Source organism: Streptomyces polyrhachis (assembly GCF_042663125.1).
GTDB lineage: Bacteria > Actinomycetota > Actinomycetes > Streptomycetales > Streptomycetaceae > Streptomyces > Streptomyces polyrhachii.
This window is the reverse complement of the sequence record NZ_JBHSZO010000007.1, coordinates 1-20,207: the sequence shown is the minus strand read 5'-3', so window position 1 is coordinate 20,207 and position 20,207 is coordinate 1. Positions and strand designations below refer to the sequence as shown.

At 72.4% G+C, this 20,207-nt stretch carries 20 protein-coding genes; 19 read left to right on the top strand and 1 reads right to left on the bottom strand.

Annotation, left to right across the window (positions count from 1 at the left end; all coding sequences use genetic code 11):
• Positions 1 to 2 precede the first annotated feature (2 nt).
• The 6 genes from aroB (at position 3) to nusB (ending at position 4,689) form a co-directional block, all read left to right on the top strand.
• Complete coding sequence (gene aroB, locus ACFQLX_RS06215; RefSeq protein WP_386412915.1) at positions 3 to 1,106, top strand: 3-dehydroquinate synthase; 1,104 nt, start codon at positions 3 to 5, stop codon at positions 1,104 to 1,106.
• On the top strand, positions 1,103 to 1,549 hold the full coding sequence (locus ACFQLX_RS06210) for a type II 3-dehydroquinate dehydratase (RefSeq protein ID WP_386412913.1): 447 nt from the start codon (positions 1,103 to 1,105) through the stop codon (positions 1,547 to 1,549). The genes aroB and ACFQLX_RS06210 overlap by 4 nt, the downstream gene beginning before the upstream one ends.
• Positions 1,550 to 1,696: 147 nt before the next feature.
• Entirely contained in the window at positions 1,697 to 2,425 is a 729-nt protein-coding gene (locus tag ACFQLX_RS06205; protein WP_386412911.1) for an AAA family ATPase, read from the top strand.
• 94 nt (positions 2,426 to 2,519) lie between these two features.
• Positions 2,520 to 3,632, top strand: coding sequence for an aminopeptidase P family protein (locus ACFQLX_RS06200; RefSeq protein ID WP_386412909.1), 1,113 nt, complete (start codon positions 2,520 to 2,522; stop codon positions 3,630 to 3,632).
• A gap of 53 nt (positions 3,633 to 3,685) precedes the next feature.
• Positions 3,686 to 4,252, top strand: a complete 567-nt coding sequence (gene efp / locus ACFQLX_RS06195; protein WP_386412907.1) for an elongation factor P — start codon at positions 3,686 to 3,688, stop codon at positions 4,250 to 4,252.
• A gap of 2 nt (positions 4,253 to 4,254) precedes the next feature.
• The gene (nusB, locus tag ACFQLX_RS06190; RefSeq protein WP_386412905.1) at positions 4,255 to 4,689 is read left to right on the top strand and encodes a transcription antitermination factor NusB; all 435 of its coding nucleotides are present in this window, start codon (positions 4,255 to 4,257) and stop codon (positions 4,687 to 4,689) included.
• A 155-nt stretch (positions 4,690 to 4,844) separates the two neighbouring features.
• Here nusB and bldD read toward each other — a convergent pair whose 3' ends face one another.
• A complete protein-coding gene (gene bldD / locus ACFQLX_RS06185) occupies positions 4,845 to 5,345 on the bottom strand; it encodes a transcriptional regulator BldD (protein WP_386412903.1) in 501 nt (166 codons plus the stop codon).
• 273 nt (positions 5,346 to 5,618) lie between these two features.
• On the opposite strand from bldD, the gene pyrR reads away from it, so the two are divergent.
• From pyrR to metK, 13 genes are all read left to right on the top strand, one after another.
• Positions 5,619 to 6,203: a bifunctional pyr operon transcriptional regulator/uracil phosphoribosyltransferase PyrR gene (gene pyrR, locus ACFQLX_RS06180; protein WP_386412901.1), complete on the top strand. Its 585-nt coding sequence runs from the start codon at positions 5,619 to 5,621 to the stop codon at positions 6,201 to 6,203.
• A 128-nt stretch (positions 6,204 to 6,331) separates the two neighbouring features.
• Positions 6,332 to 7,339, top strand: a complete 1,008-nt coding sequence (locus ACFQLX_RS06175; RefSeq protein ID WP_386412899.1) for an aspartate carbamoyltransferase catalytic subunit — start codon at positions 6,332 to 6,334, stop codon at positions 7,337 to 7,339.
• Between the two features lie 31 nt (positions 7,340 to 7,370).
• Positions 7,371 to 8,660: a dihydroorotase gene (locus ACFQLX_RS06170; protein WP_386412897.1), complete on the top strand. Its 1,290-nt coding sequence runs from the start codon at positions 7,371 to 7,373 to the stop codon at positions 8,658 to 8,660.
• Complete coding sequence (locus ACFQLX_RS06165) at positions 8,657 to 9,244, top strand: PH-like domain-containing protein (protein WP_386412895.1); 588 nt, start codon at positions 8,657 to 8,659, stop codon at positions 9,242 to 9,244. The genes ACFQLX_RS06170 and ACFQLX_RS06165 overlap by 4 nt, the downstream gene beginning before the upstream one ends.
• The gene (gene carA / locus ACFQLX_RS06160; protein WP_386412893.1) at positions 9,241 to 10,419 is read left to right on the top strand and encodes a glutamine-hydrolyzing carbamoyl-phosphate synthase small subunit; all 1,179 of its coding nucleotides are present in this window, start codon (positions 9,241 to 9,243) and stop codon (positions 10,417 to 10,419) included. Before ACFQLX_RS06165 ends, carA begins: the two co-directional genes overlap by 4 nt.
• Positions 10,412 to 13,738, top strand: a complete 3,327-nt coding sequence (gene carB, locus ACFQLX_RS06155) for a carbamoyl-phosphate synthase large subunit (RefSeq protein ID WP_386412891.1) — start codon at positions 10,412 to 10,414, stop codon at positions 13,736 to 13,738. The genes carA and carB overlap by 8 nt, the downstream gene beginning before the upstream one ends.
• A gap of 57 nt (positions 13,739 to 13,795) precedes the next feature.
• On the top strand, positions 13,796 to 14,923 hold the full coding sequence (locus ACFQLX_RS06150) for a quinone-dependent dihydroorotate dehydrogenase (RefSeq protein ID WP_386412890.1): 1,128 nt from the start codon (positions 13,796 to 13,798) through the stop codon (positions 14,921 to 14,923).
• Complete coding sequence (gene pyrF, locus ACFQLX_RS06145) at positions 14,920 to 15,795, top strand: orotidine-5'-phosphate decarboxylase (protein ID WP_386412888.1); 876 nt, start codon at positions 14,920 to 14,922, stop codon at positions 15,793 to 15,795. The genes ACFQLX_RS06150 and pyrF overlap by 4 nt, the downstream gene beginning before the upstream one ends.
• A 247-nt stretch (positions 15,796 to 16,042) precedes the next feature.
• The gene (locus tag ACFQLX_RS06140) at positions 16,043 to 16,363 is read left to right on the top strand and encodes an integration host factor (protein WP_386412886.1); all 321 of its coding nucleotides are present in this window, start codon (positions 16,043 to 16,045) and stop codon (positions 16,361 to 16,363) included.
• 78 nt (positions 16,364 to 16,441) lie between these two features.
• Positions 16,442 to 16,999 (top strand): guanylate kinase, encoded by a 558-nt coding sequence (gene gmk, locus ACFQLX_RS06135; protein WP_386412883.1) that lies wholly within the window; start codon positions 16,442 to 16,444, stop codon positions 16,997 to 16,999.
• 29 nt (positions 17,000 to 17,028) lie between these two features.
• Positions 17,029 to 17,295 carry a DNA-directed RNA polymerase subunit omega gene (gene rpoZ, locus ACFQLX_RS06130; RefSeq protein WP_386412882.1) on the top strand — a complete coding sequence of 89 codons (267 nt, stop codon included), beginning with the start codon at positions 17,029 to 17,031 and terminating at the stop codon, positions 17,293 to 17,295.
• Positions 17,296 to 17,490: 195 nt separating this feature from the next.
• Positions 17,491 to 18,699 carry a bifunctional phosphopantothenoylcysteine decarboxylase/phosphopantothenate--cysteine ligase CoaBC gene (coaBC, locus tag ACFQLX_RS06125; RefSeq protein WP_386412880.1) on the top strand — a complete coding sequence of 403 codons (1,209 nt, stop codon included), beginning with the start codon at positions 17,491 to 17,493 and terminating at the stop codon, positions 18,697 to 18,699.
• 230 nt (positions 18,700 to 18,929) lie between these two features.
• Positions 18,930 to 20,138: a methionine adenosyltransferase gene (metK, locus tag ACFQLX_RS06120; RefSeq protein ID WP_386412878.1), complete on the top strand. Its 1,209-nt coding sequence runs from the start codon at positions 18,930 to 18,932 to the stop codon at positions 20,136 to 20,138.
• The last annotated feature ends 69 nt before the right edge of the window (positions 20,139 to 20,207 follow it).

Sequence of the window (20,207 nt, the reverse complement as noted above, 5' to 3'; positions counted from 1 at the left end):
AGATGAGCGAGTCCCAGACGCCCGAGACCATTCGCGTGGCGATCGCCGAGACGCCCGGCACCGAGGCGTACGAGGTGCTGATCGGGCACCAGCTGCTCGGTGAACTCCCCGCCCTCATCGGGGAGAAGGCCCAGCGGGTGGCGGTCATCCACCCCGAGGCCCTCGCCGAGACCGGCGAGGTGCTGCGCGAGGACCTCGCCGCCCAGGGGTACGAGGCCGTCGCCGTCCAGGTGCCCAACGCGGAGGAGGCGAAGACCGCCGAGGTGGCCGCGTACTGCTGGAAGGCCCTCGGGCAGTCCGGCTTCACCCGCAGCGACGTGATCGTCGGCGTCGGCGGCGGGGCGACCACCGACCTGGCCGGCTTCGTGGCCGCGAGCTGGCTGCGCGGCGTGCGCTGGATCGCGGTGCCGACGACGGTGCTGGGCATGGTGGACGCGGCGGTCGGCGGCAAGACCGGCATCAACACCGCCGAGGGCAAGAACCTCGTCGGCGCCTTCCACCCCCCGGCGGGCGTGCTGTGCGACCTGGCCGCGCTGGCCTCGCTGCCCGTGCACGACTACGTCTCCGGCCTCGCGGAGATCATCAAGGCCGGCTTCATCGCCGACCCGGCCATCCTCGACCTGATCGAGTCCGACCCCGCCGGCGCCCGCAGCCCCGACGGACCGCACACCGCCGAGCTGATCGAGCGCTCCATCCGGGTCAAGGCCGACGTGGTCTCCAGCGACCTGAAGGAGTCGGGGCCGCGCGAGATCCTCAACTACGGGCACACCCTCGCGCACGCCATCGAGAAGAACGAGCGCTACGAGTGGCGCCACGGCGCGGCCGTCTCGGTCGGCATGGTCTTCGCCGCCGAACTGGGCCGTATCGCCGGCCGGTTGGACGACGCGACGGCCGACCGCCACCGCGCGGTGCTGGAGTCGGTCGGACTGCCGGTGGCCTACCGGGGCGACCAGTGGCCCAAGCTGCTGGAGAACATGAAGGTCGACAAGAAGTCGCGCGGCGACCGGCTGCGCTTCGTCGTCCTGGACGGCCTCGCCAAGCCCACCGTGCTGGAGGCCCCCGACCCGGCGATGCTGCTGGCCGCGCACGCGGAGATCGCCGCGTGAGCGAGCCGCGCAGGGTCCTGGTCCTCAACGGCCCCAACCTCGGCCGGCTGGGCTCGCGCGAGCCCGACGTCTACGGCTCCACCTCCTACCCGGCCCTCGTCGAGCAGTGCACCGCGCTGGGCGGGGAGTTGGGGATGGACGTCGAGGTCCGGGAGACCAACGACGAGGGCGAGATGATCCGCTGGCTGCACGAGGCGGCGGACGGCCGGATCCCGGTGGTCGTCAACCCGGGCGCGTTCACGCACTACTCGTACGGCATGCGCGACGCGGCGGCGCAGCGCACGGCGCCGCTGATCGAGGTGCACATCTCCAACCCGTACGCCCGCGAGTCCTTCCGCCACACCTCGGTGATCGCCGCGATCGCCACGGGTACGATCGCGGGCTTCGGCATCGGCTCCTACCTGCTGGCGCTGCGCGCACTGGCGCAGGAGCCGGCCGGCTGAGACGCTGCCGGTGCCCAACTCCCCCCGGGGCACGCCCGGTCGACGCCGGGCGTGCATCAACCGGCAATCAGTTTGGGTACGGTTCGGAGAGGCCGGGGAGAAGCCACCGGCCGGGCGGGCACGGATACGGGACGAGAAGGGCGCCGGATGCGGACAGTGGACACTCCTACGCCGCCCCACGGGACGGGACGGCCGGCCCCGGAGCGTCCGGCCGGGAGCGCGGAGACCACCGGTGCGCTGCGGCTCCCGCCCGGCGCCCTCGTGCCGGTGCCCACCCCGCCGCCGCTGCCGCTCATCCGGCAGCCGCACGGGGCGCCGCCGCCGATCGTGGCGGTGCTGCTGATCGGCCCCGCGGGCGCCGGCAAGACCAGCGTCGCGCGGTACTGGGCGGACACCCGCCGGGCGCCCACCGCGCACATCTCCCTGGACGACGTACGCGAATGGGTGCGCGCCGGTTTCGCCGACCCGCGCGCGGGGTGGACCGACCGCTCCGAGGCGCAGTACCGGCTGGCTCGGCGCACCTGCGGCTTCGCCGCGCGCAACTACCTTGCCAACGGCATCTCCTGCGTCCTGGACGACGCCGTCTTCCCCGACCGCCCCGTCGTCGGCCTCGGCGGCTGGAAGCGGCACGTGGGGCCCGGCCTGCTGCCGGTGGTCCTCCTCCCCGGCCTGGAGGCGGTGCTGGCCCGCAACGCCCTGCGCAGCGGTACGCGCAGACTGGCGGACGAGGAGGTGGCCCGTATCCACGGGCGGATGGCCGGCTGGTACGGCTCGGGGCTGCCGATCCTGGACAACACCCACCACGACGTGGCGACGACGGCGCGGATGCTGGACGAGGTGGTGTCGCGGGCGATCGCGAGCCCGCCCGCCTGGTAGCCCCCGCCCGGCAGCCGCCGACCCACCAGGACGCACCCACCCGGACGCACCCGCCCACCGCGCGGGCACCGGAGCGGAGTCATACGCTCCACATATGGCTCCTTCCACGTCCGAGCCGCACACCGTACGCCGATCGCGTCTGCGAGCCCACTGCGCGGGCGCCGGAAGCGACGCCGTGCTGGTGTCCCGGCCCGCGAACATCCGGTACCTCACCGGGTACGCGCCCGCCGGCTCCGTGCTGCTGCTCGGGCCCGGCGAGGACGTGCTCGTCCACCTCGGCGAACCCGACGGGGGCGAGGGCGGGCTGCCGGAGGAACTGCGCGTGCACACCCTCGCCGTACCCGGCGGCGACCCCGCCGTCGCCGCCGCCTCCCTCGCGGCAGCCGCCCGCGCGCAGGCCCTCGCCGTCGAGGAGCACCACCTCACCGTCGCCCGCCACCGCGCCCTGGGCAGCGCCGCCCCCGCCCTGCGCCTGGCCGACCTCGGCCGCGCGGTGGAGCAGCAGCGGCTGGTGAAGGACGACGAGGAGATCTCCTGCCTGCGGATCGCCGCCGAGATCGCCGACCAGGCGCTCGGGGAGCTGCTGGAGTCGATCCTCGTCGGCCGCACCGAACGCCACCTCGCCCTGGAGCTGGAGCGCCGCCTGGTCGACCACGGCGCCGAGGGCCCGGCCTTCCCCACCTCCGTGGGCACCGGCCCCAACTCCGGGCGCGCCGGACACGTACCCACCGACCGGCGGGTCGAGGAGGGCGACTTCCTCAGCATCGGACTCGGTGCCCGCTACCGGGGCTACCGCTGCGAGATCGGCCGCACCTTCGTCATCGGCAGCGTGCCCGACACCTGGCAGATCGAGCTCTACGACCTGGTCTTCGCCGCTCAGCGCGCCGGCCGCGAGGCCCTCACCCCCGGCGCCGAGTACCGCGACGTCGACCGCGCCGCCCGGCAGATCCTCACCGCCGCCGGGTACGGCGACGACCTCGCGCCGTGGACCGGACACGGCGTGGGACTCGAAATCGACGAGGACCCGAAGCTGGCCCCCGCGGCCATGGGTAAACTGGACGCTTGCGTGCCGGTCACCGTCGAACCGGGGGTCCATCTCCCGGGCCGGGGCGGCGTCCGGATCGATGACACGCTCGTCGTCCGCCCCGCGGCGGACGGCGGTCCAGAGCTACTCACCATCACGACCAAGGAGTTGCTCGCCCTCTAGCGGCGAGAGCCCCCCAGGCCGTCCGAAGCAGCAGTGCAGGAGATTCCGCCACCGTGGCCACCACGAACGACCTCAAGAACGGCATGGTGCTCAAGCTCGACGGGGGCCAGCTCTGGTCCGTTGTCGAGTTCCAGCACGTCAAGCCCGGCAAGGGCCCCGCGTTCGTCCGTACGAAGCTGAAGAACGTGCTCTCCGGAAAGATCGTCGACAAGACGTTCAACGCCGGCACCAAGGTCGAGACGGCCAATGTCGACAAGCGCGGCATGCAGTACTCGTACAAGGACGGCAACGACTTCGTGTTCATGGACATGGAGACGTACGACCAGATCTACATCACCCCCGACACCGTGAGCGACGCGGCCAACTTCCTCCTGGAGGGCTTCGACGCCGTCGTCGCCATGTACGAGGGGTCCCCGCTCTACGTCGAACTGCCCACCTCCGTCGAGCTGGTCATCGCCGAGACCGAGCCGGGTCTGCAGGGTGACCGCTCCACCGGCGGTACCAAGCCGGCGACGCTGGAGACCGGCTACCAGATCCAGGTGCCGCTCTTCATCACCACCGGCGAGAAGATCAAGGTCGACACCCGTTCCGGCGACTACCTCGGCCGGGTGAACAGCTAACCGTGGCTGCTCGCAACAAGGCCCGCAAGCGCGCCTTCCAGATCCTCTTCGAGGCAGACCAGCGCGGTGTGTCCGTGGAGACAGTGCTTGCGGACTGGATCCGGCACGCGCGCAGCGACACCCGCCAGCCGCCGGTGAGCGAGTACACGATGCAACTGGTCGAGGGCTACAGCCCGCGCGCCGAGCGGATCGACTCGCTGATCTCGCAGTACGCGACGAGCTGGACGCTCGACCGGATGCCGGTCGTCGACCGCAACATCCTCCGGCTCGGCGCCTACGAGCTGCTGTGGGAGGACGAGACTCCGGACGCGGTCGTCATGGACGAGGCCGTGCAGCTGGCCAAGGAGTTCTCGACCGACGACTCCCCGTCCTTCGTCAACGGCCTCCTCGGCCGGCTGAAGACCCTCAAGCCCCAGCTGCGCCGCGACGCGGAATAGCCGGGCAGACGCCGGACCGACCGGGCGGTGCCCCCCTTTGCGTAAAGGGGGGCACCGCCCGGTCGTCTTCCTCCCGAACGCACCGCCGCCCGGCCGCCGGCCCCCGTGTGGGGGATCCGGCGCCGGGCGGTGGTGCCTGCCTGGGTCGGCGGGCGCTACACGTCCTCGGTGTGCACCGCGCGGCGCGCGTCCGCGTCCAGCACGCCCCAGCCGATCAGCTGCTCGGTGAGCACCGACGGCGACTGGTCGTAGATGACGGCCAGCGTGCGCAGGTCGTCCTGGCGGATGGAGAGGACCTTGCCGTTGTAGTCACCGCGCTGCGACTGGATCGTGGCGGCGTAGCGCTGCAGCGGGCCGGCCTTGTCGGCGGGGACGTGCGCGAGGCGCTCCAGGTCCAGCACCAGCTTCGGCGGGGGCTCGGCCGCACCGCCCGGCTGCGTGCCCGGCAGCAGCTCCTGCACCGGCACGCCGTAGAAGTCCGCGAGCTCGGCGAGCCGCTGCACGGTGACGGCGCGGTCCCCGCGCTCGTAGGAACCGACCACGACCGCCTTCCAGCGGCCCTGCGACTTCTCCTCCACACCGTGGAGGGAGAGACCCTGCTGCGTGCGGATCGCACGGAGCTTCGCCCCGAGCTGCTTAGCGTATTCGCTGGACATAGAACTCCCCGGACGCTGTTCCCACAGGCGGCTCAGCCGCCCGTGGCTCCGTAACTCACTGTGAGGTTACGCAGCGTAACGTGGACCCGTCAAGCCGAGATCCGCCGACCCCCGCCCACCCCCCTCCCGACCTGCGCCGCGGACCCCTCGGAGGGCCGGTCGCGGACCGGTTGCGGACCGATTGGCAGGGCCCTCGCAGGCGCTGCTACCGTGGTGGGGACCCGACGTCCTTTAACACCAGTCCCGTGAGGCTGGGAAGGAGGTCCGTTTCTTATGGACTCGCAGCACGGCACGACCCCGGCGCCCCCCAGGCCCGTCCTGGAGGCCCCGGACATCCAGCGGGTGCTCACCCGCATCGCCCACGAGATCGTCGAACGCGCCAAGGGCGCCGACGACGTGGTGCTTCTCGGCATCCCCACCCGCGGCGTCTTCCTCGCCCGGCGGCTGGCGGACAAGCTCCAGGACATCACCGGCCGCAAGCAGGCGGTGGGCTCCCTCGACATCACGATGTACCGCGACGACCTGCGCCTGGGCCCCGCCCGCACGCTCGGCCACACGGACATCCCCGCCGCCGGTGTCGACGGGCGCCTCGTCGTCCTCGTCGACGACGTGCTCTTCTCCGGCCGCACCATCCGCGCCGCCCTCGACGCCCTCGGCGACATCGGCCGGCCCCGCGCCGTCCAGCTCGCCGTCCTCGTCGACCGCGGCCACCGCGAGCTGCCCATCCGCGCCGACTACGTCGGCAAGAACCTCCCCACCTCGCTGCGGGAGACGGTCAAGGTCCTGCTCACCGAGGAGGACGGCCGCGACGCCGTCCTGCTCGGCGAGAAGGCAACCGCCCCGGCCGGCGGGCAGTAGCCCCCCGCCCGACCCGGACCCGCTCCGGGCCGGCGCCCCCGCATGCCCGCCGCCACGTCAGCCACCACCACGAACACGGCAGAAGCACCACACCCCGCAACCGCCGTGAAACGGGAGTGAACACCCGGATGAAGCGCCATCTGATCTCGACCGCCGACCTCAGCCGCGACGACGCCCTGCGCATCCTCGACACCGCCGAGGAGATGGCCCGCCTGGCCGACCGCCCCATCAAGAAGCTGCCGACCCTGCGCGGCCGCACCGTGGTCAACCTCTTCTTCGAGGACTCCACCCGCACCCGCATCTCCTTCGAGGCCGCCGCCAAGCGCCTCTCCGCGGACGTCATCAACTTCTCCGCCAAGGGCTCCTCCGTCTCCAAGGGCGAGTCCCTCAAGGACACCGCCCTGACCCTGCAGGCGATGGGCGCGGACGCGGTCGTCGTACGCCACCACGCCTCCGGCGCCCCGCACCGCCTGGCCGGCTCCGGCTGGCTCGACGGCAGCGTCATCAACGCCGGCGACGGCACCCACGAGCACCCCACCCAGGCCCTGCTGGACGCCTTCACCATGCGCCGCCACCTCGCCGGCGCCCCCGGCGGCGGTCCTACCCACCACCGCGGCCCCGGCGACGGCACGGGCCGCGACCTGGAGGGACGCCGCATCACGCTCGTCGGCGACGTGCTGCACAGCCGCGTCGCCCGCTCCAACGTCCGCCTGCTGCACACCCTGGGCGCCCAGGTGACCCTGGTCGCGCCGCCCACGCTGCTGCCCATCGGGGTGGAGAGCTGGCCCTGCGAGGTCTCCTACGACCTCGACGCCGCCGTCCCCAAGTCCGACGCGGTGATGATGCTGCGCGTGCAGCGCGAGCGGATGAACGCCGCGTTCTTCCCCACCGAGCGCGAGTACTCCCGCCGCTACGGCCTGGACGGCGACCGGATGGCGCGGATGCCCGAGCACGCCATCGTCATGCACCCCGGCCCGATGAACCGCGGCATGGAGATCTCCGCCGAGGTCGCCGACTCCCACCGATCCACCATCGTCGAGCAGGTCGCCAACGGCGTCTCGGTCCGGATGGCCGTGATGTACCTGCTGCTCGGCGGCGCCGTCCTCCCCGACGCCGACGCCGCCCCCCAGCCGTGACCCGTACCGCCAGCAAGGAGAACGAGTAAGAATGAGCAAGACCCTGATCCGCGGTGCGAAGGTCCTGGGCGGAGAGCCGCAGGACGTGCTGATCGACGACGAGAGCATCGAGGCCGTCGGCACCGGCCTCACCGCCCCCGAGGGCGCCACGGTGATCGAGGCCGCGGGGCTGGTCCTGCTGCCCGGCCTGGTGGACCTCCACACCCACCTGCGCGAGCCCGGCCGCGAGGACTCCGAGACCGTCCTGACCGGCACCCGCGCCGCCGCCAAGGGCGGCTACACCGCCGTGCACGCCATGGCCAACACCTTCCCCGTCGCCGACACCGCCGGCGTGGTGGAGCAGGTCTGGCGGCTGGGGCGCGAGTCCGGCTACTGCGACGTGCAGCCCATCGGCGCCGTCACCGTCGGCCTGGAGGGAAAGCAGCTCGCCGAGCTGGGCGCCATGCACGACTCCGCCGCGCACGTGACGGTCTTCTCCGACGACGGCAAGTGCGTCGACGACGCCGTGATCATGCGCCGGGCGCTGGAGTACGTGAAGGCCTTCGACGGCCTCGTCGCCCAGCACGCCCAGGAGCCGCGGCTGACCGAGGGCGCCCAGATGAACGAGGGCGTCGTCTCCGCCGAGCTGGGCCTGGGCGGCTGGCCGGCCGTGGCGGAGGAGTCGATCATCGCCCGCGACGTGCTGCTCGCCGCGCACGTCGGCTCGCGGCTGCACATCTGCCACCTGTCCACCGCCGGCTCGGTGGAGATCGTCCGCTGGGCGAAGTCCAAGGGCTGGCCGGTGACCGCCGAGGTCACCCCGCACCACCTGCTCCTCACCGAGGAGACGGTCCGCTCGTACGACCCCGTCTACAAGGTCAACCCGCCGCTGCGTACCGAGGCGGACGTCATGGCGCTGCGCGAAGCGCTCGCGGACGGCACCATCGACTGTGTGGCCACCGATCACGCCCCGCACCCGCACGAGGACAAGGACTGCGAGTGGGCCGCCGCCGCCATGGGCATGGTCGGCCTGGAGACCGCGCTCTCCGTCGTCCAGCAGACCATGGTCGACACCGGCCTGCTGGACTGGGCGGGCGTCGCCGAGCGGATGTCCGCCACCCCGGCGGCCATCGGGCGCCTGGCGGGGCACGGCCGGCCGATCGCCGCCGGCGAGCCCGCCAACCTCACCCTGGTCGACCCCGCCCACCGCGCCTTGGTGGACCCCGCCGCCTTCGCCTCCCGCAGCCGCAACACGCCCTACGAGGGCCGGGAGCTGCCGGGCCGCGTCACCCACACCTTCCTGCGGGGCGCCGCGACCGTCGTGGACGGAGAGCTGGCGTGACGCACCTGCCCCCCGGCGCCCTGCTGCTGGCCGCCGAGCCCAAGTCCCAGCCGGTGACCCACCTCGGCGAGCGGATCGGCTGGGTCGTGGGACTGCTGCTGTTCGTCGCCCTGTGCTACTGGCTGATGCGCCAGGGCTGGACCTGGCGCCGCACCCTGCAGTCGCACCTGCCGCCGCTGGAGGCGATCCCCGCGGCACACGCGCAGCCGCGGCTCACCATGACCGGCCGCTACCACGGCACCACCACCGCCGGGCACTGGCTGGACCGCGTCGTCGCCCACGGCCTGGGCGCCCGCTCGCGCGCCGAGCTGACCCTCACCGAGGGCGGCCTGGCGGTCATACGGCCCGGGGCGACGGACTTCTTCGTCCCCGCCGACCGGCTGCGCGGCGCCCGCCTCGACAAGGGCATCGCCGGCAAGGTCCTCACCGAGGACGGCCTGCTGGTGATCACCTGGGAGCACGGCGGCAGGGAGTACGACTCCGGCTTCCGCTCCGACCACGCGGCCGAGCACACCCAGTGGCTCGCCGCCCTGAACACCCCGTCCGACACGAACGGGCACACCACCACGGAGGGCACGCGATGACCACGCTTCCGGCCCGGGGCACCGACCCCAGGACCGCCCCCGCGGTCCTCGTCCTGGAGGACGGCCGCACCTTCCGCGGCCAGGCCTACGGAGCGGTGGGGGAGACCTTCGGCGAAGCCGTCTTCAACACCGGCATGACCGGCTACCAGGAGACGCTCACCGACCCCTCGTACCACCGCCAGGTGGTCGTGATGACCGCCCCGCACATCGGCAACACCGGCGTCAACGACGAGGACCCCGAGTCCGCCCGCATCTGGGTCGCCGGCTACGTCGTACGCGACCCCGCCCGCGTCCCCTCCAACTGGCGCGCCCGCCGCCCGCTGGACGAGGAGCTGGCCGCCCAGGGCGTCGTGGGCATCAGCGGCGTCGACACCCGCGCGCTCACCCGCCACCTGCGCGAGCGCGGCGCCATGCGCGCCGGGATCTTCTCCGGCAACGCGCTGGCCGAGGAGGGCACCCTGCTCGCCCGGGTCCGCCAGGCCCCCGAGATGAGCGGCGCCGACCTCTCCGCCGAGGTCGCCACCGCCGAGCCCTACGTCGTCCCCGCCGTCGGGGAGAAGCGCTTCACCGTCGCCGCCCTGGACCTGGGCATCAAGGGCATGACCCCGCAGCGGATGGCCGAGCGCGGCATCGAGGTGCACGTGCTGCCCGCCACCGCCACCCTGGAGGACGTCTACGCCGTCGACCCCGACGGCGTGTTCCTCTCCAACGGCCCCGGCGACCCCGCCACCGCCGACCTCACCGTCGTCAAGGGCGTACTGGAGCGCGGCACCCCGCTGTTCGGGATCTGCTTCGGCAACCAGCTCTTCGGACGGGCGCTGGGCTTCGGCACGTACAAGCTGAAGTACGGCCACCGCGGCATCAACCAGCCCGTCCAGGACCGCACCACCGGCAAGGTCGAGGTCACCGCCCACAACCACGGCTTCGCCGTCGACGCACCGCTGGACGGCACCGCCGAGACGCCCTACGGGCCCGCCGAGGTCACCCACGTCTGCCTCAACGACGACGTGGTGGAGGGACTGCGCCTGCTCGACCGGCCGGCCTTCTCCGTCCAGTACCACCCGGAGGCCGCCGCGGGTCCGCACGACGCCGCGTACCTCTTCGACCGCTTCGTCGAGCTCATGCGCGACACCGACCAGCACCGCCCCGACCTCATGGAGGGCCAGCGTGCCTAAGCGCACCGACATCCAGTCCGTCCTGGTCATCGGCTCCGGCCCGATCGTCATCGGCCAGGCCGCCGAGTTCGACTACTCCGGCACCCAGGCCTGCCGCGTCCTGCGGGCCGAGGGCCTGCGCGTCATCCTGGTCAACTCCAACCCGGCCACGATCATGACCGACCCGGAGATCGCCGACGCGACCTACGTCGAGCCGATCACCCCCGAGTTCGTCGAGAAGATCATCGCCAGGGAGCGCCCCGACGCCCTGCTGCCCACCCTGGGCGGGCAGACCGCGCTCAACACCGCCATCTCGCTGCACGCCAACGGCGTGCTGGAGAAGTACGGCGTGGAGCTGATCGGCGCCAACGTCGAGGCGATCAACAAGGGCGAGGACCGCGAGCTGTTCAAGGAGGTCGTCGAGGCCGTCAACGCCCGCATCGGCCACGGCGAGTCCGCCCGCTCGGTGGTCTGCCACACCATGGACGAGATCCTGGCGGGCGTGGAGACCCTCGGCGGCTACCCGGTCGTCGTGCGCCCCTCCTTCACCATGGGCGGCGCCGGCTCCGGCTTCGCCCACGACGAGGAGGAGCTGCGCCGGATCGCCGGGCAGGGCCTCGCGCTCTCGCCCACCACCGAGGTGCTCCTGGAGGAGTCCATCCTCGGCTGGAAGGAGTACGAGCTGGAGCTGATGCGCGACAAGCACGACAACGTCGTGGTCGTCTGCTCCATCGAGAACTTCGACCCGATGGGCGTGCACACCGGCGACTCCATCACCGTCGCCCCGTCGATGACGCTCACCGACCGCGAGTACCAGACCCTGCGCGACATCGGCATCGCCGTCATCCGCGAGGTCGGCGTGGACACCGGCGGCTGCAACATCCAGTTCGCCGTCAACCCCGAGGACGGCCGGGTCATCGTCATCGAGATGAACCCGCGCGTCTCGCGCTCCTCCGCGCTGGCCTCCAAGGCCACCGGCTTCCCGATCGCGAAGATCGCCGCCAAGCTGGCCGTCGGCTACACCCTCGACGAGATCCCCAACGACATCACCGAGGAGACCCCCGCCTCCTTCGAGCCGAGCCTCGACTACGTCGTGGTGAAGGTGCCCCGCTTCGCCTTCGAGAAGTTCCCCTCCGCGGACGCCACCCTCACCACCACGATGAAGTCCGTCGGCGAGGCCATGGCGCTGGGCCGCAACTTCACCGAGGCGCTGCAGAAGGCGCTGCGCTCCGTGGAGAAGAAGGACGCCCCCTTCTCCTTCACCGGGGAGCCGGGCGACCGGGCCGAGCTGCTGGCCCGGGCCGTCCAGCCCACCGACGGGCGCCTGCAGACGGTGATGGCGGCCATCCGTGCCGGCGCCACCCAGGAGGAGGTCTTCCAGGCCACCCGGATCGACCCCTGGTTCGTCGACCAGCTCTTCCTGATCCACGAGGTCGCCCAGGAGCTGGCCGCCGCCCCCGAGCTGACGCCCGCACTGCTGGCGCACGCCAAGCGCCACGGCTTCTCCGACGCCCAGATCGGCGAGATCCGCGGGCTGCGCGAGGACGTCGTACGCGAGGTGCGCCACGCCCTGGGCATCCGCCCCGTCTACAAGACGGTCGACACCTGCGCCGCCGAGTTCGCCGCGCGGACCCCGTACTTCTACTCCTCCTACGACGAGGAGAACGAGGTCGCCCCGCGCGAGAAGCCCGCGGTGATCATCCTGGGCTCCGGGCCCAACCGCATCGGCCAGGGCATCGAGTTCGACTACTCCTGCGTCCACGCCTCCTTCGCGCTCAGCGAGGCGGGCTACGAGACGGTGATGGTCAACTGCAACCCCGAGACCGTCTCCACCGACTACGACACCTCCGACCGGCTGTACTTCGAGCCGCTCACCCTGGAGGACGTACTGGAGATCGTCCATGCCGAGCAGCAGGCCGGCCCGGTCGCCGGCGTCATCGTCCAGCTCGGCGGCCAGACCCCGCTGGGCCTGGCGCAGGCGCTCAAGGACAACGGGGTGCCCGTCGTCGGCACCCCCCCGGAGGCCATCCACGCCGCCGAGGACCGCGGCGCCTTCGGCCGCGTGCTGACCGAGGCGGGGCTGCCCGCGCCGAAGTACGGCACCGCGTTCTCCTTCGAGGAGGCCGCCCGTATCGCCGGCGGCATCGGCTACCCGGTGATGGTGCGCCCCTCGTACGTCCTGGGCGGCCGGGGCATGCAGATCGTCTACGACGAGCCCTCGCTGGGCGAGTACATCGAGAAGCACGCCGGCCTCATCTCCGACCACCCGGTGCTCATCGACCGCTTCCTCGACGACGCCATCGAGATCGACGTCGACGCCCTCTACGACGGTGAGGAGCTCTACCTCGGCGGCGTGATGGAGCACATCGAGGAGGCCGGCATCCACTCCGGCGACTCCGCCTGCGCGCTGCCCCCGATCACCCTGGGCGGCCACGACATCAAGCGGCTGCGGGCCTCGACGGAGGCCATTGCGCGCGGCGTCGGGGTGCGCGGGCTGATCAACATCCAGTTCGCGCTGGCCGGGGACATCCTCTACGTACTGGAGGCCAACCCGCGCGCCTCCCGTACCGTGCCCTTCACCTCCAAGGCCACCGCGGTGCCGCTGGCCAAGGCCGCGGCCCGGATCTCCCTGGGCGCCACCGTCGCCGAGCTGCGCGCCGAGGGCATGCTCCCGGCCGTCGGCGACGGAGGCACCCTGCCGATGGACGCGCCGATCTCCGTCAAGGAGGCCGTGATGCCCTGGTCGCGCTTCCGCGACATCCACGGCCGCGGGGTGGACACCGTGCTGGGCCCGGAGATGCGCTCCACCGGCGAGGTCATGGGCATCGACTCCGTCTTCGGCACGGCGTACGCCAAGTCGCAGGCCGGGGCGTACGGCGCGCTGCCGCTGAAGGGGCGGGCCTTCGTCTCCGTCGCCAACCGCGACAAGCGCTCGATGATCTTCCCGGCCCGCGAGCTGGTCGCCCACGGCTTCGAGCTGCTGGCCACCTCCGGCACCGCCGAGGTCCTCAAGCGCAACGGCATCAACGCCCGCGTGGTGCGCAAGCAGTCCGAGGGGGAGGGGCCCAACGGCGAGAAGACCATCGTCCAGCTCATCCACGACGGCGAGGTCGACCTCATCGTCAACACCCCCTTCGGCACGGGCGGCCGGCTCGACGGCTACGAGATCCGCACCGCCGCCGTCGCCCGCGGCGTCCCCTGCCTGACCACGGTCCAGGCGCTCGCCGCCGCCGTCCAGGGCATCGAGGCGCTCTCCCGCGGCGACGTGGGGGTGCGCTCCCTCCAGGAGCACGCCCGCCATCTCGTCGCAGGCCGCGACGGCCAGCAGCCCAGCCAGTAAGCAGCAGCACGAGCCCCGCCGGTCCGAGACCGGCGGGGCTCACTACCGAAGGCCGCCATGTACTCCGCCCTGTTCAACACCGTCTTCAAGCGGATGGACCCCGAGAAGGCCCACCACCTCGCCTTCGACGCCATCCGCGCCGCCGCTGCCACCCCCGGCGCGCGCTCGGCCCTGCGCGCCGTCGCCGCGCCCCCGCACCCCTCCCTGCGCGTCAAGACGCTGGGGCTGGACCTGCCCGGCCCCTTCGGGCTCGCGGCCGGCTTCGACAAGAACGCCGTCGGCATCGACGGACTGGCCGTGCTCGGCTTCGACTTCGTCGAGATCGGCACCGTCACCGCCCGGCCCCAGCCCGGCAACGAGCGCCCCCGCCTCTTCCGCCTCCCCGCCGACCGGGCCCTGGTCAACCGGATGGGCTTCAACAACGACGGCTCCGCCGCCGTCGCCGCCCGCCTGGCCCGCCGCGCACACGGCTCCCGCGTCCCGTACCGGCCGAACGCCGTCGTCGGCGTCAACATCGGCAAGACCAAGGCCGTCCCCGAACCGGAGGCGGTCGCGGACTACGTCACCTCCACCGAGCGCCTGGCCGCCTACGCCGACTACCTCGTCGTCAACGTCTCCTCCCCGAACACCCCCGGCCTGCGCGACCTGCAGGCCGTCGAGGTGCTGCGCCCGCTGCTGACAGCCGTCCGCGAGGCCGCCGACCGCACGACCACCGCGCGCGTACCCCTGCTGGTCAAGATCGCCCCCGACCTCGCCGACGAGGACGTGGACGCGGTGGCCGACCTGGCCCTGGAGCTGGGGCTGGACGGCATCATCGCCACCAACACCACCATCTCCCGCGACGGCCTGCGCACCGACCCCGCGCACGTCGCCTCCCTCGGCGCCGGCGGCCTCTCCGGCGCCCCCCTCAAGCAGCGCTCCCTGGACGTCCTGCGCCGCCTGTACGCCCGCGTGGGCGAGCGCACCGTCCTGGTCGGCGTCGGCGGCATCGAGACCGCCGAGGACGCCTGGCAGCGCATCCTCGCCGGCGCCACGCTCGTCCAGGGCTACAGCGCCTTCGTCTACGAGGGCCCGCTGTGGCCCCGCGCGATCCACCGCGGGCTGGCCGCCCTGCTCGCCGCCAGCCCGTACGACACCCTCGCCGACGCCGTCGGCGCCGACCTGAGGAAGGCCCCGAGCGCATGACGGATCCCCTGGCAACGCCCCTGGCAGACCCCCTGACCGAGCCCTTCGGCGCCCGCCTGCGCACCGCCATGGACACCCGCGGCCCGCTCTGCGTGGGCATCGACCCGCACGCCGCGCTCCTGGCCTCCTGGGGCCTGAACGACGATGTGGCGGGCCTGGAGCGCTTCGCCATGACCGTCGTCGAGGCGCTCGCCGACCGCACGGCCGTCCTCAAGCCGCAGTCCGCGTTCTTCGAGCGCTTCGGCTCGCGCGGGGTGGCCGTCCTGGAGAAGGCCGCCGCCGCCGCCCGCGCCGCGGGGGCCCTGGTGCTGATGGACGCCAAACGCGGCGACATCGGCTCCACCATGGGCGGCTACGCCGCCGCCTTCCTGGCCAAGGACTCCCCGCTCTTCTCCGACGCCCTGACCGTCACCCCGTACCTCGGCTACGAGTCGCTGCGCCCGGCGCTGGAGGCCGCGCACGTGAGCGGCAGCGGCATCTTCGTCGTCACCCTCACCTCCAACCCCGAGGGCGGCGAGGTGCAGCGCGCCGTGGCAGCGAACGGCGCCACGGTCGGCCAGGCCATGCTCGCCCACATCGCCGCCGAGAACGCGGGAGCGGCGCCCCTGGGCTCCGTCGGCGCGGTCGTCGGCGCCACGCTCGCCGACCCCGGGGCGGACCTGATGGTCAACGGACCCCTGCTGGCCCCCGGCATCGGCGCCCAGGGCGCCACCCCCGCGGACCTCCCGGCCCTCTTCGGCCGGGCACTGCGCAACGTGGTGCCGAGCGCGAGCCGGAGTGTACTGCGCCACGGACCGGACGTCGCGGCATTGCGCCGGGCCGCCGAACTACTGGCCGACGAGGTACGCACCGTAGTCGGACAAAATGGCTGAAAACCGTATGCATTCTCGCGCAACTTCAGTCTGACCAGGACTTTTAGTCTGTTCTCGCTGACTGGGGCGGACTCGGCCGCTAGTCTCCGTTGGCATAGCGCGTGTACCTGCGCGTTATCGACTCCCCCGCAGGTGCGGGGGGTTGGAGCACGTAGCAGTGCCAGCAGTGCCAGCAGTGCCAGCAGTACAAGCAGTGCCAGCAGTACAGCCCCTATCCGACAAGTTCGACATCCGAGGTGACGAAGGCGTGGCTCTTCCGCCCCTTACCCCTGAACAGCGCGCAGCCGCGCTCGAGAAGGCCGCAGCGGCACGCCGGGAGCGCGCCGAGGTCAAGAATCGGCTCAAGCACTCCGGCGCCTCCCTGCAGGAGGTGATCAAGCAGGGCCAGGAGAACGAGGTCATCGGCAAGATGAAGGTCTCCGCCCTGCTCGAGTCCCTTCCCGGCGTGGGCAAGGTCCGCGCCAAGCAGATCATGGAGCGGCTCGGTATCTCCGAGAGCCGGCGTGTGCGCGGTCTGGGCTCCAACCAGATCGCATCCCTCGAGCGCGAGTTCGGCGCGACCACCTGAGGCCCCGGCGTCCCCCTGCGGGACGCATGACGGCTTCCGAGGTTCCCGGGCACTTCCGGGAAGCTGGATAATCGCTGCATGACAGAACGTCCGCGTCTGACCGTGCTCTCCGGCCCCTCCGGGGTCGGCAAGAGCACGGTCGTCGCTCATATGCGCACAGTCCACCCCGAGGTATGGCTCTCCGTCTCGGCCACCACCCGCAAGCCGCGGCCCGGTGAGCGAAACGGCGTCCACTACTTCTTCGTCTCCGACGAGGAGTTCGACCGGCTGGTCGCCGACGGCGAGCTGCTGGAGTGGGCGGAGTTCTCCGGGAACCGCTACGGCACGCCCCGCAAGGCCGTGCTGGACCGGCTGGAGGCCGGCGAGCCCGTCCTGCTGGAGATCGACCTGCAGGGCGCTCGGCTGGTCCGCTCGTCGATGCCGGAGGCCCAGCTCGTCTTCCTCGCCCCGCCGAGCTGGGAGGAGCTGGTCCGCCGGCTGACCGGCCGGGGCACGGAGCCGCCCGAGGTGATCGCCCAGCGGCTCGACGCCGCCAAGGTGGAGCTGGCGTCGGAGTCGGAGTTCGACACCACCCTGGTCAACACCTCCGTCGAGGACGTTGCGGGCGAGCTGCTAGCCTTGATGAAGGTTTCGTAGATTTTTTCATTTAGCGGAAGGCCTGAGAGTTGTCCTCTCCCATGACCGCGCCCGAGGGCATCATCAATCCGCCGATCGATGAGCTGCTCGAGGCCACGGACTCCAAGTACAGCCTCGTGATCTACGCGGCCAAGCGTGCGCGGCAGATCAACGCGTACTACTCGCAGCTCGGCGAGGGCCTGCTGGAGTACGTCGGCCCGCTGGTCGACACCCACGTCCACGAGAAGCCGCTGTCGATCGCGCTGCGCGAGATCAACGCCGGCCTGCTGACGGCGGAGAAGACGGACGCGCCGTAGGGACCCCTTGCGGGCCCCGGTGGATCGGGCTGCACGCGGCACACGCCGCGCTGCGGCCCGTTTTGCGTTCCGCGGTGCTTTCCCTCGCGCTTCTACGGACCGAGCGGCGCGCAGCGCCGACCCTCACCCCCCTCCTGCGCCCCCGCGCGCCGTGGTGTGTGATGGGGGGCGACAGCGAATCTCGAGGGGAGAGCCATGGCCAAGCCCAGGGTCGTGCTCGGCGTGAGCGGCGGCATCGCGGCGTACAAGGCGTGTGAGCTGCTGCGGCGGCTGACCGAGTCCGGGCACGAGGTCCGCGTCGTGCCCACCGCCGCCTCGCTCCACTTCGTCGGCGAGGCCACCTGGTCCGCGCTCTCCGGCCAACCCGCCGCCACCGAGGTCTGGCACGACGTCCACCAGGTCCCGCACGTGCGCATCGGCCAGGAGGCCGACCTGGTCGTCGTCGCGCCCGCCACCGCCGACCTGCTGGCCAGGGCCGCCCACGGGCTGGCCGACGACCTCCTCACCAACACGCTGCTCACCGCCCGCGCCCCGGTCGTCCTCGCCCCCGCCATGCACACCGAGATGTGGGAGCACCCGGCCACCCGGGCCAACGTGGCCACCCTGCGCGAGCGCGGCGCTGTGGTGATCGAGCCGGCCGTCGGCCGCCTCACCGGCGCCGACACCGGCAAGGGGCGGCTGCCCGACCCGGAGGAGATCTTCGAGGTCTGCCGGCGGGTGCTGGCGCGCGGGCCCGAAGGGCTCGTCCCCGATCTCGCGGGACGCCGGATCGTGATCAGCGCCGGGGGTACGCGCGAGCCGCTCGACCCCGTGCGCTACCTCGGCAACCGCTCCACCGGACTGCAGGGCTACGCCCTGGCCCGCACGGCCGTGGCCCGGGGCGCCCGGGTGACGCTGATCGCCGCCAACACCGCGCTGCCCGACCCCGCCGGAGCGGACGTGGTGCGCGTGCAGACCGCCGTCCAGCTGCGCGAGGCCGTCCTGAAGGCCGCCGGGGAGGCGGACGTGGTGGTGATGGCGGCGGCCGTCGCCGACTTCCGGCCGGCCGTGTATGCCACCGGGAAGATCAAGAAGCGGGACGGCCGGGAGCCCGACGCCGTCGCCCTGGTCCGCAACCCCGACATCCTCGCCGAGGTCTCCGCCGAGCGGGCGCGGCCCGGGCAGCTCGTGGTCGGCTTCGCCGCCGAGACCGACGACGTGCTCGCCAACGGCCGCGCGAAGCTCGCCCGCAAGGGCTGCGACCTCCTGGTCGTCAACGAGGTGGGGGAGGACAAGACCTTCGGCTCCGCGCAGAACGAGGCGGTCGTGCTGGGCGCCGACGGCTCGGAGCACCCGGTGCCGTACGGGCCCAAGGAAGCCCTCGCCGACACCGTCTGGGACCTCGTCACCGCCCGCCTGGACTGATCCTCGCGCTGCGTCCGGAGGCGGCGACACTCCGTCATGCCCGGCTGTCCGCAGGCTGTCGTACAGATGACGTCCCAGGTCACGGGCTGACCACAGGGCGAGACGGGTTGCCCGCCCGCCGAGGACGCCCGATAAACTTCACTACGGACCCGAACCGGGCGCGGCGCCGCCGCGTCTGGCAGACTGTCCGACCTTGTCTAGCCAGCAGCCGCTGCAACCCAGGGAGCGATGTGTCCCGCCGTCTTTTCACCTCGGAGTCCGTGACCGAAGGTCACCCCGACAAGATCGCCGACCAGATCAGCGACACGATCCTCGACGCCCTGCTGAAGGAGGACCCCACCTCCCGCGTCGCGGTCGAGACCCTGATCACCACCGGCCAGGTCCACGTGGCCGGCGAGGTGACCACCACGGGCTACGCGGACATCGCGACCCTCGTGCGCAACAAGATCCTCGAGATCGGCTACGACTCCTCCAAGAAGGGCTTCGACGGCGCCTCCTGCGGCGTCTCGGTGTCCATCGGCTCCCAGTCCCCGGACATCGCCCAGGGCGTCGACACGGCGTACGAGAACCGGGTGGAGGGCGACGAGGACGAGCTGGACCGGCAGGGTGCGGGCGACCAGGGCCTGATGTTCGGCTACGCCTGCGACGAGACCCCCGAGCTGATGCCGCTGCCCGTCCACCTGGCGCACCGGCTCTCCCGGCGGCTCACCGAGGTCCGCAAGAACGGCACCATCCCCTACCTGCGGCCCGACGGCAAGACCCAGGTCACCATCGAGTACAACGGCGACAAGGCCGTCCGGCTGGACACCGTCGTCGTCTCCTCGCAGCACGCCTCGGACATCGACCTGGACTCGCTGCTCGCTCCCGACATCCGCGAGTTCGTCGTCGAGCCGGTGCTCGCCTCGCTGGTGGCGGACGGCATCAAGATCGACACCGAGGGCTACCGGCTGCTGGTCAACCCGACCGGCCGCTTCGAGATCGGCGGCCCGATGGGCGACGCCGGACTGACCGGCCGCAAGATCATCATCGACACCTACGGCGGCATGGCCCGCCACGGCGGCGGCGCCTTCTCCGGCAAGGACCCCTCCAAGGTCGACCGCTCGGCCGCGTACGCGATGCGCTGGGTCGCCAAGAACGTCGTGGCCGCGGGCCTGGCCACGCGCTGCGAGGTGCAGGTCGCCTACGCCATCGGCAAGGCGGAGCCGGTCGGCCTCTTCGTCGAGACCTTCGGCACGGCCACCGTGGACCCGGAGCGGATCGAGCAGGCCATCGCCGAGGTCTTCGACCTGCGCCCGGCCGCGATCATCCGCGACCTGGACCTGCTGCGGCCGATCTACGCCCAGACCGCCGCCTACGGCCACTTCGGCCGGGAGGACGCGGACTTCACCTGGGAGCGCACGGACCGCGTGGACGCCCTGCGCAAGGCCGCGGGCCTGTAGCCACCCGCCCCACCGCGCACACCCCCGCGCCCCGGCGCCCCCCGCGCGGGGGGCGCCGGGGCGCGGGGG

What these genes read in the sequence shown, in the direction of transcription:
- ACFQLX_RS06175 (WP_386412899.1), top strand. Translation starts at nt 6,332, where the DNA reads ATGAAGCGCCATCTGATCTCGACCGCCGACCTCAGCCGCGACGACGCC.
- bldD (WP_386412903.1), bottom strand. Translation starts at nt 5,345, where the DNA reads ATGTCCAGCGAATACGCTAAGCAGCTCGGGGCGAAGCTCCGTGCGATC.
- aroB (WP_386412915.1), top strand. Translation starts at nt 3, where the DNA reads ATGAGCGAGTCCCAGACGCCCGAGACCATTCGCGTGGCGATCGCCGAG.
- pyrR (WP_386412901.1), top strand. Translation starts at nt 5,619, where the DNA reads ATGGACTCGCAGCACGGCACGACCCCGGCGCCCCCCAGGCCCGTCCTG.
- ACFQLX_RS06170 (WP_386412897.1), top strand. Translation starts at nt 7,371, where the DNA reads ATGAGCAAGACCCTGATCCGCGGTGCGAAGGTCCTGGGCGGAGAGCCG.
- coaBC (WP_386412880.1), top strand. Translation starts at nt 17,491, where the DNA reads ATGGCCAAGCCCAGGGTCGTGCTCGGCGTGAGCGGCGGCATCGCGGCG.
- ACFQLX_RS06205 (WP_386412911.1), top strand. Translation starts at nt 1,697, where the DNA reads ATGCGGACAGTGGACACTCCTACGCCGCCCCACGGGACGGGACGGCCG.
- pyrF (WP_386412888.1), top strand. Translation starts at nt 14,920, where the DNA reads ATGACGGATCCCCTGGCAACGCCCCTGGCAGACCCCCTGACCGAGCCC.
- carA (WP_386412893.1), top strand. Translation starts at nt 9,241, where the DNA reads ATGACCACGCTTCCGGCCCGGGGCACCGACCCCAGGACCGCCCCCGCG.
- gmk (WP_386412883.1), top strand. Translation starts at nt 16,442, where the DNA reads ATGACAGAACGTCCGCGTCTGACCGTGCTCTCCGGCCCCTCCGGGGTC.
- ACFQLX_RS06150 (WP_386412890.1), top strand. Translation starts at nt 13,796, where the DNA reads ATGTACTCCGCCCTGTTCAACACCGTCTTCAAGCGGATGGACCCCGAG.
- ACFQLX_RS06200 (WP_386412909.1), top strand. Translation starts at nt 2,520, where the DNA reads ATGGCTCCTTCCACGTCCGAGCCGCACACCGTACGCCGATCGCGTCTG.